The following is a 13,653-nucleotide window of genomic DNA, read 5'->3' as shown; positions in this document are numbered from 1 at the left end:
AGGCTGGGCAGGGAGCATAGAGCTTGGATGAGCCTTCCGTTGTCTGCGGCTATGAACGTAGACTGTGAGCGTAGGCAGTCAGCCCCTTATCGGTATAAAGAGCGGCTCACCGGGCGTAAGGAGGCAGACTGCTGCACGGTGAGCCGCGTAGCTACGGCAAAAAGCCATCCTGGCTCACGCGTACCCGCTCTGCTCCGAAGCGGCGTTCCAACTCCTCGCGCACCCGCTCCAGAGCGGCGCGGTCGTACCACGCCTCCAGTCCATGGCGCGCATACAGCTCCCGGATGCCGAGGCGCTCTGTGCGGCGACCCAAGGAGCCGTCGCCGCGGAAATAATCGTCCAGCGCCACCCGCTGGACCCCTGTATCCGCCAGGCGGCTCGCCAGTTCCCCGCTGCAGGGCAGCAGGGGAGAGACAGCCGCCTGCGTCGGAATGCCGGCCTCGGCCAGCCGCTGCAGGGCTTGGAGCCGGGCCGCGATCGGAGGCGCTGCGGGGGTGAAGAGCTTGCGCATCGCGTCCAGATCGGTCTCGACCGTCATGCTGACGCGAACGCGGGAGCCAAGCCGCTGCAGGACGTCGAGGTCGCGGGTGACAAGCGGGCTCCGCGTCTGGACCATGACGAACTGCAGCGCTTCCGAATCGGCCATCGCTTCGAGCCATGACCTTGTCAGCCTTGCCTTGTATTCGGCAGGCTGATAGGGGTCTGTGCTGGATGACAGGAAGATCGTGACGGGTGCCTTACGTCCGGCACGGTCCAGCTCCCGGCGAAGCAGAGCCGCGGAGTCTGCTTTTACGTCCACCCATTGCCCCCATGGGACGCCGCGGAATTTGGCCACGGGCATCTCGCGCACATAACAATAAGAGCAGGCAAAGGCGCAGCCTACATAAGGATTCAGGGTGTGGGTGTACCCGGCGAGGAAGCCGGAGGCCGGATTTAACAGCCGCTTGGGCGAGGTATGGGTCAGTTCGGGCTTCATGCTCATCCTATCACTCGCTTTCCCGCTGGCCGGCAGAAAGCCCGATCCATCGCCGCTTGTTCAGCGGTGATGACCGGGCTTCGTGGCCGAGCAGCTATTAGTCGGAAGAGCCGGCTGGCATAGCTTCCGGAGAAGTCAATTTGTCATAGAAATCGACGAACTTGTCTTTGTCCTCGCTGGCACGAACAGCCATAGCGGAACGCGGGTGGTCGTTCAATACCCCGGCGATCATGTAAGGAATGATGTAGCCCCACTCCCACTTCTCGCGCATCGCGATCATATGCTTCTCGATAATTCCAAGGACAGGACGAACGTCGTACTTGGAGTTTTTCAGATGGCTGACCAGCAGCTCGGTCGGACAGTTGCCGGCCGCGCGGCCCATACCGTATACGGAGGTATCGAGGAACTCGACGCCTTTGCTGGCACCCATGATGGTATTGGAGAACGCAAGCTGCATATTATTGTGCATATGGAGGCCGAGCTTCTTATCCGGAAGCAGGCGCTGGAACTTGGATACGAGGTAGTCAATGTCCTTGTAGTCCATGCTGCCGTAGGAGTCCACGATATAGACGACGTCTACCGGGCTTTTGGCGATAGCCTCGAACGCTTCGTTCAGATCGTTCTCCATGACATGGGTAAGGGCCATGATGTTAATCGTCGTTTCGTATCCGAAGTCATGGAACTTTTGGGCAAGATCCAGCCCCTTGTCTACATCCTTGATGTAGCAGGCCACACGGATCAGATCCAGCAGACTTTGCTCGCGGGGAAGAATATCCTTCTCATCCACGCGGCCGATATCGACAAGGGCGGACAGCTTCGTATCCGTTTTGTTCGGGATAACTTCCTTCAGGAAATCCTCGTTAAGAAAGCGCCAAGGACCGGCATCTGCGCCCTTGAGCAGCTTTGCGGAGTTTTTATAGCCGATTTCCATATATTCGACGCCGGCTTCGCTAAGACCATAATACATGTCCTTGACGAATTGGACGCTAAAGTCCCAATTATTAACCAAACCGCCATCGCGGATCGTGCAATCCAAAATCTTGTGTTGATTTTTGCTCATAACTATTCCCCTCTCCAAAGTCAGCAAACGTCCATGAAACTTTTGGGCTTTTAAGCTTTTAAGTGATAAAGTGTGTGTGTTAACTATAAATATTACACAGCCCGTTTCTTTTGTCAATGATAACAAATTACATAACGTGTGGCAATCGTCCATTTGCCTACTGGCGGCCTAGTTCGCTGCTGAATGGAGGGGGAAGCACCTTAAGGCGTTCCATCCCGGGAGATAGAACGCCTTGTTAGTGATTCCTATCGAGTTAGATTAAGCCTGATACTTGATTAACGAAAGATTTCCGATCAGAGGGAGCGGCTTCATCTCGCCATTAACCGCATGCAGGATGCCGATGATACAGAGAACGAGAACAGCCAGATTAGCCAGGGGTACGAGCAGAAGACCGAGCAATGGAATCAGGCTTAGAACGATATTGCTTGCGATGGCCGCAAGCAGCAGAACAAGTCCCTGGTTGCCGTGGTACATGGCGAAGCGGGACTCTCTGGCAGCCAGCAGCGGCAGAAAGAACAAAATATAAGCCGCTGCGGCAATGACTTGATTCGCCTTTGCATCCTCGGGCGATGGCTGCTGCGGCGTTTCGGTCGGATCCGAAGGATCGACGGACATCTGGGAACACCTCCTTTCCTTAGGATAGGTGAGCGGGCTTTAACCGCTATCATCCTATGCAATCCGGCGGTTTCGTATGAATGCGGCGGAAGAATAAGCTTTTCACGATGGGGCAAGCTAAGCAGAACCAAATTTTTCATCGGAAGGAATGGGAAGTCTTGTCCAACACTTCGATTTTTTTTCAATTCGCTACGAACCATGATGCTTATATGGCTCTTGATACGCTGGAGGAGCTCGGCTATCGCGTGAGTCTTCATACGGAGACGGACCGGACCGTGCTGCACATCGATGTCGAGCGGGGAGATCTGATTTCCGCACTGGAAATAGGGCAGGCGCACGGAGGAAGATTGCTAGAGGCTGACGAGTCGCCCAGCGAGACGGCGGCATTTGCCTTGGCCTACGACCCGAAAGGCATGATTCCTATCCCGGCTCATCTGGTCAACGAGGATTGGGAGGGGCCAGGCGATGGGCCAGATACGTCGGCTTCCGATTATGTCAACCGTTCGAGCGGAGCTTATCAAGATGAACATCTGAGCTTCGATCCGTCCGGGGACGACTACGACGGCTTCGATGCCGGTATCCATATGTAAGCCGATCCTGAACGCCCCCAACACCGTTGGGCCCATCCCACAACATTTGACCGGGAAAACAAAGTTGCCCTGCACCTATTTTTATTAGCCCGGAAAACACTGTTTCTCTAGACCCACTCAACTTTCGTTTGCTATGATGAATGGACTTTGAGTGAGAAACGTTTTTCACAGTAGGATGGAGGGAATGAATCACCGTGGATACCGCTTATGATCACTTGAAAGAGGGCGAGAAGGGCGCGTGGGTTAGCATCGTCGCTTATGTTCTGCTGTCCGCTTTGAAGATTGCCATAGGCTATATAACCGGATCGGAGGCGCTAGCTGCCGATGGTATCAATAACACGACGGATATCGTCGTTTCCCTGGCCGTGCTGATCGGGCTGCGCATCTCGCGCAAGCCGCCGGACCGGGACCATCCTTACGGCCATAAACGAGCCGAAACGATCGCATCGCTCGTCGCTTCCTTCATCATGGCGGTAGCCGGCACGCAGGTCGTGCTGCAGGCGATCCGAAGCTTCGGAGAGAGCGAGCGCGAGGCTCCGGGCATGCTGGCAGCCTGGGTCGCGCTGGCCTGTTCCGCTATAATGTGGGGCGTCTATCTGTATAACAGCCGGTTGGCCAGGCGTATCCAGAATCAGTCGCTGATGGCGGCCGCTCATGACAACCGCTCCGATGCCTTGGTCAGTATCGGGGCCGCCGTCGGCATCATCGCCTCCCGCTTCGGCTTCCCGATTTTGGACCCGATCGCAGCTCTGGCCGTCGGCATCGTCATCTTGAAGACCGCCTGGGATATCTTCTCCGAAGCCTCGCATACGTTGACGGATGGTTTCGACGATAAGCGTCTGAAGGATTTTAAATACACAGTTAAGGCGACGCCAGGCGTAAAGCGAATCAAGGATATTCGGGCCAGAATTCATGGCAGCAGCGTCTTGCTGGACGTTGTGGTGGAAGTGAGCGCGGAGCTATCGGTAGGCGAGAGCCACGATATCAGCGATGAGATCGAGCGCCGGATGCGGGATGAGCACCATATCGGCAATGTGCATGTGCATATCGAGCCTTATGAGGAGGAGCAGGAAGGACGGTGACCTGCGTGATCGTAATAGCGGGCGCGCAGGGAGGCACTTCTTGTTAGGAAAGGAACGTGCGGGTCCCGAGGAAGTTGGATTGCTCGGTGCTCAGTTATCTTTATGAAAGAAGTCCGTCCCGTCAAAGGGGCGGACTTCTTTCGTTATGCTTAAGGAGAAGCTTTCATATGGAGATGTAGGCCGCGTCATAAGACAGGCGTACTTGATTGGAATCCACAGATAGCATTGCTTGCTTCACCTGCATAAGACTAGGCTAGCTCTTTCTCTAATAGTAGAGGGGGGTGCGAGGAGATTACTGCAGCTTCACCCTCTTGTTCAATCGGAATATTCCCTGCTATCCATTGTCTTCGCTTCGACAACCACAAGGTCAAAACGCTCAGTTGCTCTTCTAGCCTATCTCGGATTCCAAGAATCCAATCATCTACATATCCAGTAAGGAGATGCCTTGGAAGCTTGTCTAAAATATGGATAATATGGGTCTCCTTGGCAATCTCATCTTTTTCTTCCATCGCTTGACGGACGTCATGCATGAGATCAAGCAGATCGCATACGATTTTACCCTGCAAGGTGATATTCTCTCGGTCGATACGAAGAAATTCAAACCCTGTCGAATGTTGTTCGAGCAAAGACTTAAGATGATTCAGGCAAACTCGTAAATAATTTTGCGCTTTGGGGAGCTCGCTTTCCGGCCACAGGTCATCATACAATTGCTGACGGGTGGGGTTCGGATACAGAATCAGATACAGTATCAGCTTTTTTGCATAACGCTTGTTCCAGCCCGCAGCTATTTCTTGGCCGTTAACCGAGATATGGAAGCTTTGAAGAACTTGTACCTGAAGCACATGCTCATGGAGCAGTGAACGCTGCCCCCAGTATATGATCTTATGAAGTGAATTCATGGAATTCAAGGAGGAAGCAGATGGTTCCGGGCGAAAAGCTATAGGCATGTTATGGATAGCATCTATGTGCTCCCGCAGCCAATACGATGTCCATTCCGGTTGATCCAGAAATGTCAGATTCGAAGCGTTCGGGACGACAAGAAATCGACAGTTGTTGACATAGCTTGACGTAATCGCAGAGAGAGCAGGCGTGTAGACAGGGTCTCTCTCTCCACAGAGCATCATCGTGGGCTGTTGGATTTGTCTCAAGTCTTCCAAAATGTCATGAACGCGGTACAAATCCATAAGCTGCATATAGCTCAGAGCGGAGACCTGATGAAAGCTAGTATATATCGTGTTCCGTATATCGGGATGGCGGGGATTGACGGTTAATGACTGGAGCATGTACTCGACAAGCTCGGATCGGTCCGCATTCCGCAATAGCTTGCCGCGGCTCTCAAACCCACGCTGGATTGACTCGGGCGGAAAAAATCCTGGCGTAGAGATGAGACCCAGTGTCTGAATTTTCTCTGGGTATCGAATTGCCAGCTTGACCGCAAGGTTGGCCCCTAAACCATGTCCGATCAAATGAGCCTGACTAATCCCGATGGAATCCGCCCATTCGGCGAAACGAGCGGACAAACTCTCCCAGGATAAGAGTCCGCCAGCTTCAGGTTCACCGCCATGGCCAGGGAGGTCATACGTGTATATGTGGTATGAAGCTGACATGTAGTCGAGCAGCGAACCCCATGCGGTGCTGTTCAAGCCCAGACCATGCAACAATATGACTGTAGGCTTATCCCCATTCGTGCCATATCCCATGCGTAACACCCCTCGACATGTCTTAAGTACTGGTTCTGTAATGCTATTGTAATGCTTGATTCGGTAAGATTAAAGGAGGCTTCAAGAAAATAAACAATATTTTAGAATAACCGAGGAGGAAAGCTTGAATATGCGTAAACATGCTTCATGGAAGTGGCTTCAGCTTATGCTGGCGTTCGTACTGCTGTTCGGCAGCGGACTGCCTGCAGTAAGGGCAGAGGTCAAGGAACTCAACGGCCTGGTGGCGGTGGTTGAGGATGAGCAGGGTAATCCGCTAAGTAGCGGCTATGTTACCTTGTACGAACATGTACTCTATACTAACGGGGGGGATCTGCAGGGTTACGCTAATCAGGTATATACCGCGTCTCTGCGCAATGGGGAGCTTTTTATCCCTAATGCGTTTATTTTATCCGGCAAGTCTTATGAGATTGTCGCTGGACGGTACTCCTATGAAGGTGAAAGCAAACCCTTGCTGTATCACTACAGCTTCACGGGGGGAGACATCAGAGGACTGGACTTTAGCTCCGGCCAATTGAAACAATACGTATTCCAGCATGACAAGAATGCCGAGGACGGCAATCTGGTACTGGTTCCTCAAGCCGGGAACGGTTCTAAGAACATCGAGCTTCCCGCGTTCAATGGATACTTCGATCAAGAACGGAAAGTAACTATGTGGGCAGCATCCAACGTAGGCTTTAAAGCATATGCTTACGTGTGGAACCAAGAGTCAAAAGAGTATTATTACCTGCAGAAGGCGGTACCTGCTGCGTATACGAGCGGACAAGTCATTCCCTTCGATGGAGATTTGGTGGAAATCACCCCTCCCGAAACTATGCCCAATGCGCATATTACGATTAATTCGGGTTATACGGGTGTAGGATATTTCGGAAAAAAAGCTTATGCCTCCAAGGGCTCCATCGGCAGAGTGGAATTTGCATCCTCAGTTAATAACTGGAATCTCCATTTTGGAAGTAGCCCGGTCAGTTTTGATCAAGATATGGTTTGGCAGGCAGACAGAGATTTCACAGGCAAGATAGAATATACGAATGCGTGGGGCAGCCCACAGCTTGGTATTGATATGTATGTTAGTTATAAGGATAGCTATAATAATCAGCTTATTAATGCATGGTACAGCTCTCATACCGTATCAGGGGGTGGCAGCAATCCGACCTCCCTGTGGGTAGCGACGGCGGATGACCAGGGCAATCCTTCCCGCTCGCTTTGGAACGAAGACGGCAGCTCTACTTCTCTCAATTCCACCGGCTCTGGCTCTGGCTCATCCAATTCAGGAGGCGGATCAGGTGGTGGAGGCGGTTATGCATCGGGTACAGCTCTGATCTATGAGTTGTATGACGCAAATGACAATCTGTTAGGAACTTATCCTGGCATTTCTACATACTACTTGAGACTAGAGGGTGTTCCTAAAAGTGACAGCTATCGATTGAAGCTGGCGGAAACCTTGCTGCCGGATACAGTTGTCAAACCATCCTTGGATCAGACCTTCACCATCAGCAATGAGGGCTCGACCCAAGGCCTTACGTTCCGGCTTCCGGAGGGTTATTCCTCGGCATCCAGGGAATCTGCTTTATTCATGGAGCTGGACAACGGGCAACCGGCATCGACTTCCATGTTCGGTTCGGGCACATCCGCCACGCTGCCTGTGAACTCGCCTATTAAAACGGATAAAGACTATCGTATAATAGCCTCTCTGTTACTCACAAACGAAAACAGGGTTCCGCTAGCTTCGTACTTTGTGAATCAGGTCATCCCGGGCAGTAAGCTACAGGCGATGAAGGAGATTCCGGTTCAGCCCAATCTGGTAAAAACAAGCATTATTCATGAGCCGACGGCGTACTTTCCTTTTCTGCAGCATCAAGTAAAAGCCTCTATACCGCAATGGCAGGAGGGCTTTTCGTTCCAGACGATGAGCACCTTGTTCACGGCTCCTGGCGAACTAGAGGCGCATATGATTGGCAGGGATGATACGACCGGCTATCATGTCGCTCAAGCGTTGAGTATTCCTGCTCAGGACAGTTATACGGTTTCCTTCGGGGTTGACAAGCAGAGCATGGTCCCTGTGGAACTGGGCGCAAGCTTCAACAGCTTTACGGTTGTGAACTCCAGATATCAAAGCGTTCCGTACCTGGGATTAATCTGGCAAGGCAATGGATTGAACAAGCTGTACACGACGCCGGGCACCTATGAGTTCCGATTCGCAAGGATCGAGCAAGAGGCGTTTGAGAACGATTGGGCTCATATTTGGACTACTGGCTCCCGGAATTATACGAACGCTACGACGCTCGAGTTCGGGACCGAAATTCAGCCAGCCTCATTCGCCCCAATCTCCCAATATGCGTATACGCAGGATGGAAGGGAGATGCTCCATCTTAATACTTCCGCTCTCATCCGAAAGGGAGATTATTCGCTGAATCAAGTGTTGGTAGAAAGAGGAAACGGATATCAATACTACTCGAAAGCCGTTATTGATAAGCGTCCATTTGAGAGTTTAAATGAATATTATCGTACTATTAATGGGACATTACGTGTCGTAGACAGCAGCGGCAAGCTGATTTTTAGCGATGAACGCTCGACCACAGATAACTTGTATGCCCAAATAGTTAACCAACCGGACGACTACACGCTTACCTACAGTCTTCCGATAGGTCCGAACAAGGATATCACCTTCTCCGAAGCATTGGAGACAGGAAACACTAGCGAGCCACCGGGCAAGCCGCAGCCGAAAGCAAGCTTTGCGGGACAGGGGCTCAAGCTGTCGTGGGAGGCTGCCGCAAGAGCTGCATCGTATGAGGTGTATGCGGCCGAGCGTGGACAGGCGATGGTCAAGGTTGCGGAAGGCGTTAAAAGCACGAGCTACGTGTACGAAGCTGCCCAGGCTGGCAAAACCTATGAGCTCAAGGTAGTAGCCGTGAGCGGCAAAGGATTGAAGACCGAGTCGGATGTGATTTCGTACAGCGTTCCTGAGTTCGGGGCGTCCGAACTGAAGGTAGGAACGCAAGCGATTGAAAGCACTGCCGGTTTGCTGCCGATCGGCGGAGAACTGGTGATCGAGTTGCAGGGTACGGCAGGAGACGGAATCGAGGCCTATGCAGAGGTTACCGTCATTAAGGATAATGCAGAGGATACGAAGAAGATTGCGTTGTCCGCGGCGACAGGCAAATACAAGGGAATATACCCTATTGAACCGGGCATCACGGAAGTGAAACGGGTGAAGGCCTACTTGATCAAGCCTGAGAGTGGAGTTAAAACGCCAGAGCTTACGGCCGAGCCGAACAAGAAAGTCGGAGCGACAATATCAGGAATTATTAAACGTGATGGACAGGTTGTTACGGACAGGCCGATTGTACGCATATCGGTCGGCAGTCAATATGTAAGCGGGACTGCCAAAGCTGACGGCACCTTCGATGTAGCGGGTGTCCCGGAAGGCAAGGCTTCTATAAGCGTCATCAGTCAGGGCGAATACGATACGAACTTGGTTACGGGCCTGGACACCCAGTACGGTCGAGCACGCAACATCGAAACCGTCCACTTGTCCAAGACTATAAAAATACGTTTGATCGATCAGGAAACGCAGGAACCTCTATCCAAAGCACTGCGCGTTTCTATAGCGGGCAATGTCAATAAGGAAGGCTATGTCGGATCAAACGGATGGTTCACCACCTATTCCGGCGAGACGGAGCTGAAGCGGTTCAAGGTCGGCTCTTATACGATAACGATTGCCGGAGAAGGCGTGTACGCAGGCAAGACGGAGACGATCATCATTGATGGCAATCGCAACTATGTCAGTGAGCCGTTGAAGATTGTTGTCGGGAAGAAAACGAAGGATCTGGTCAATGTCAACTTGAAGGTGTTTATGCCTGGAGATGACGTGCAAACGAATGTTCTGGAATCCTTCAGCTTGTACAGCCCATCGGCGATTCAAGCGTTCGGCTGGGATGCAGGCTACAAGTACGGCTATCAACGGACCATGAACGTAAGTGAGCGGGTATATGGGCCTAATCCGCTGCATGTGCTTCATGGCGGCGCATCCTCGACCGTCCAAGAGGAAGTATATGGGCGTTATGGAAGCATCGCATTGACGGATATTGCCGCATCGGATGACTATGCATTGAATATCTCCGTACCCGAGTTCCAGCAAGTGTACCAATCGGTTCAGGTCACTCCTTTAACCGGCGAGCTGTTGGTTGTATTGAAGCCAGCGGTCACCTATCAAGGACGTATAATTAACGAGAATGGCGTTCCGGTTGCCAATGCGGATGTGTCCGCCAGCGGCTCTGCAGGCTACGCTTATGCTCGAACCGATGCTGAAGGACGTTACAGTCTCAAGGGATTGGGAGAAGCGGGACAGCTGTATCTCAATGTTCAAGCTGTCGGTTATGTGAATTACAGCGGACAGCAGGTTGCCGATGGTAGCCACACTCTTGCGGATATTACTTTGGAAAACGATCAATTTATTCATGGTAAAATTGTCGATAAAGACGGGAAGCCGCTGAAACATGTCTATGTGTATGCCTCTAAACCAGGCAGCTCCGGTGGCTGGGCACGGACTGATCAGGACGGATATTTCAAAATACGGGGTTTGGCACCGGGCACTTATTCCGTTAATGCCAATCTGTACGGCTATCCGAGCGTGACGAAGAATTTGGCTGCCGATAACAATGAAGTGACCATCGCTCTGGTATCGGACGGCGGCATCTTCGCGGGAGCCGGCAACAGCTTCGATTCGTCAGTCAGCACAGTTGTATATGGCAAAGAGATGACATATCGGTTGAGCTATAAGAACAACAGCAGTTCCGCAGCAGGCTCAGTCGTATGGAATTTTGAGCTGCCGAACAGTGTGAAGCTGGTAGAAGGCTCTGTCGAGCTAAACGGCAAGCTGTTTAATGCTTCCCCTGGAGGTATACTCCAGGTGCCTGTAGGAAACCTGGAGGCAGGCAAGCAAGGCGTAATTAGCTTCAAGGTACTGGTCAAAGAGGCGTTGGAGCCGACGATCCGTACTTCGGCTTATGCGACTGTAGAAGGCGCTAAGCAGCAGCCTGAGCTTATTGCAACGACCGGCGTTTTATATGTAACCTTGAACGCACCTGCTGTGACGGGAGACAAGCGTATTAAGGTATACGGCAATACAAAGGCCGGCTCAATTGTTGAGGTCTTTGCGGGCTCTGTCCGTCTGGGCCGCGTGGTGGCCGAAGGACGCTGGTGGCATACCGATGTTCTCCTGCCGGTAACAGAGGGGAACCTCGAGCAGGAGTTCAAACTAACCGCGCGTGTCGTAGACGGTGACTCTGCGGTATCACTTAGCCAGACATCCGATATCGCTACCGTGATTTATTCGGCGGATGTGACGGGCATTCAGGATGTAACGGTAACGGCGGGCTGGAATTCGAATGTCAAGCTGAACCCGGATATTTCGGTGGCAACGATGGCTATTACGGAATTCACTCCGATCCAAGTGAACGTTACGTTCGAGGATGAGGTAGACGAGGCTTTCATTTCCTTTATCGGAAGCACACACAAGCTGACACGCTCGGCCGATGGCCGTACGTTCAAGGGTGAAGTCCCTTATGGATGGAGCTCTTATGGAGAACAGCTTCTCACTTTGACTTATAAGAGAAATGGGATTAGCATCACCGTCCCATTGATTGAAGTTATCGTCCTTATCGACCCTTCTGGCTACGTATTCGAGGGCAGCATGGACAACCGACTGCAAGGAGTAACTGCGGTCGTTCAACAGCGCAATCCATTGTCGGGTTTATGGTCGAGCTGGCTGGCGGAAAAGTTCGGCCAGGTGAATCCACAGGTCACCGATAACGAAGGCCGTTATGGCTGGGACGTACTTCAAGGGGACTGGCGGGTATTGTTCAGCAAACAAGGCTTCGAGGACTATACGTCACGCATTGTAGTCGTACCTCCTGCAGAAACACAGCTGAATGTGCCTCTCGTGCGTACGAGCGCTCCGAAGGTAGAGCGGATAGTACCAGCTGACAAGGAAGAGAAAGTAAACGTCAACGCCGAAGTCGAGATCGTCTTTGACCGTCCGATGGATGAAGCAAGCATAGATACAAAAAAAGTACGCTTGATCCAAATGGAAGGGACCAGAGAAGTTGCCGATGTGGCCTATGATCTGGTACTTGAGCATATGGCCGGATACAAGGTGAAGGCTGTAGACGGTGGAGCAGGCCTGGAGGACGGAAATCAGCAGACCGGCTGGTTTGAGCCCGATAACACGCAGAAGCTGTCCAAAACACTTGTATTAAAGCCAAAAGCTCCATTAACGGCAGGCAAGAGCTATCAGGTCGTTATTGAAGAGGGATTGCTGGATTATAGTGGAAAGCCACTTGAAACCGCCAGCATGGCAACGTTCACGACAGCAGTCTCAGTCGAACAGCCGAAGTCTACGACAGGTGGCGGTGGAGGCGGAGCTGCTCCATCGGAGGCAGCCAACGAAGCGCTGCTGGACATCGTGATGTTGAACAAAGCCCTCTCGGGTAACGAAGTTAAGCTTACCTTGACGGAAAAACAGGATACGCTTGTCGTCAAGGGAGATATTTGGAACACGATTCAAACAAAGGGCTACACGATTAAGCTGCAGAAGCAGAACAACGTCGTGACTATTCCGTCCCAAGCCTTCAAGCTGACAGATAACGAAACCCTGCTTCTGGAGATGAAGGCCACAGGATCGAGCTATCCAGTCGGATACAAGGCTGCGAGCACGGTGCTTCGCATCAATTTGACGAAGAAACAGTCAGACGGCAAACAGGTTAACCTAGCGTCTTCCGAGCCGTTGGTTCTAAAACTCGCCGCATCGTCAACGCGGGAACCTGCTTTATTAGGAGCTTATGAATTCAAAGGTACCCAGCCGATCTATATCGGTCGGAAGCTGGATATCGAGCTGCTAGCTTCAGGCACATTTGGCCTTGCTTCGTTCGAACGGGCCTTCACGGATGTAGATTCGCATTGGGCGGAATCCGATATTCGCTTCCTGGTCTCCCATCATATCGTAGATGGTGTGAGCGAAACGGAATTTGACCCGTCGGGCTTCACAACTCGCGGGCAGATCGCCAAGCTGTTTGCTGAAATGCTGCAACTAGACAAGAGCAGCGAAGCTGCGACCTTCAAGGACGTACCGGCGGATGCTTGGTATGCCGATTATGTAGCAGCCGTCGAGCAAGCAGGTATTTTCCAAGGGGCCGATGGACTATTCCGTCCTGATGCCGCTATCAGCCGACAAGAGATGGCTGTCGTCATCTCGCGGCTTGTGAAGCAGTCAGGGCAGTCGGAGCAGTCGGCAGACCGTTCCTTCGTCGACCAGGCCGATATTGCCGAATGGGCACAAGAGGGAGTCGGTACAGCGGTGAAGCTCGGCATCATCCAAGGAGATGAGGCAGGCAAATTCCTGCCGGCTGCCAAGGCAACACGCGCTGAGGCGGCAACAATGATTCGCCGTTTGATTCAGGTGTTGGAGTAGTAAAGTAGGTTGCTGGGTAACACCAGCTCGTCTGAGCCTGCGTTTTCCTGAGATTTTCGGGAAAATGCAGGTTTTTTTTCATCGATGTGGTCGATTATCCGATCCAAGACTCTCCCCCGAGACTACAAAGAGGCTCGCTTATGC

The 13,653-nt window shown here is 52.2% G+C and carries 7 protein-coding genes; 3 read left to right on the top strand and 4 right to left on the bottom strand.

Features of this window, described 5'->3' with window-relative positions:
- Nucleotides 1–151: 151 nt before the first annotated feature.
- From GSF01_RS26590 to GSF01_RS26580, 3 genes are all read right to left on the bottom strand, one after another.
- Nucleotides 152–976, bottom strand: coding sequence for an SPL family radical SAM protein (locus tag GSF01_RS26590; protein ID WP_159888298.1), 825 nt, complete (start codon nt 974–976; stop codon nt 152–154).
- 97 nt (nt 977–1,073) lie between these two features.
- Nucleotides 1,074–2,036, bottom strand: a complete 963-nt coding sequence (locus tag GSF01_RS26585) for an aldolase catalytic domain-containing protein (protein WP_159888293.1) — start codon at nt 2,034–2,036, stop codon at nt 1,074–1,076.
- Between the two features lie 258 nt (nt 2,037–2,294).
- On the bottom strand, nt 2,295–2,651 hold the full coding sequence (locus GSF01_RS26580) for a hypothetical protein (protein ID WP_159888292.1): 357 nt from the start codon (nt 2,649–2,651) through the stop codon (nt 2,295–2,297).
- Nucleotides 2,652–2,731: 80 nt separating this feature from the next.
- Between GSF01_RS26580 and GSF01_RS26575 the strand changes: the two genes are divergently transcribed.
- Nucleotides 2,732–3,241 (top strand): hypothetical protein, encoded by a 510-nt coding sequence (locus tag GSF01_RS26575; protein ID WP_235941751.1) that lies wholly within the window; start codon nt 2,732–2,734, stop codon nt 3,239–3,241.
- Between the two features lie 194 nt (nt 3,242–3,435).
- Nucleotides 3,436–4,323 carry a cation diffusion facilitator family transporter gene (locus GSF01_RS26570; protein ID WP_159888291.1) on the top strand — a complete coding sequence of 296 codons (888 nt, stop codon included), beginning with the start codon at nt 3,436–3,438 and terminating at the stop codon, nt 4,321–4,323.
- 248 nt (nt 4,324–4,571) lie between these two features.
- On the opposite strand, the gene GSF01_RS26565 is transcribed toward GSF01_RS26570, so the two are convergent.
- Entirely contained in the window at nt 4,572–6,023 is a 1,452-nt protein-coding gene (locus GSF01_RS26565; RefSeq protein WP_159888290.1) for an alpha/beta hydrolase, read from the bottom strand.
- A 130-nt stretch (nt 6,024–6,153) separates the two neighbouring features.
- Here GSF01_RS26565 and GSF01_RS26560 point away from each other — a divergent pair, with 130 nt between their 5' ends.
- Entirely contained in the window at nt 6,154–13,509 is a 7,356-nt protein-coding gene (locus GSF01_RS26560) for an S-layer homology domain-containing protein (protein ID WP_159888289.1), read from the top strand.
- The last annotated feature ends 144 nt before the right edge of the window (nt 13,510–13,653 follow it).

It is taken from the genome of Paenibacillus puerhi, from assembly GCF_009846885.1.
Taxonomy (GTDB): Bacteria; Bacillota; Bacilli; order Paenibacillales; family NBRC-103111; genus Paenibacillus_G; species Paenibacillus_G puerhi.
The sequence above is the reverse complement of the archived record's forward strand: the minus strand, read 5'-3'. Positions and strand labels throughout refer to the sequence as shown.

Excerpts from the sequence above, each read along its gene's own strand:
- GSF01_RS26590 (WP_159888298.1), bottom strand. The coding sequence starts at position 976 with ATGAAGCCCGAACTGACCCATACCTCGCCCAAGCGGCTGTTAAATCCG.
- GSF01_RS26585 (WP_159888293.1), bottom strand. The coding sequence starts at position 2,036 with ATGAGCAAAAATCAACACAAGATTTTGGATTGCACGATCCGCGATGGC.
- GSF01_RS26580 (WP_159888292.1), bottom strand. The coding sequence starts at position 2,651 with ATGTCCGTCGATCCTTCGGATCCGACCGAAACGCCGCAGCAGCCATCG.
- GSF01_RS26575 (WP_235941751.1), top strand. The coding sequence starts at position 2,732 with ATGCGGCGGAAGAATAAGCTTTTCACGATGGGGCAAGCTAAGCAGAAC.
- GSF01_RS26565 (WP_159888290.1), bottom strand. The coding sequence starts at position 6,023 with ATGGGATATGGCACGAATGGGGATAAGCCTACAGTCATATTGTTGCAT.
- GSF01_RS26560 (WP_159888289.1), top strand. The coding sequence starts at position 6,154 with ATGCGTAAACATGCTTCATGGAAGTGGCTTCAGCTTATGCTGGCGTTC.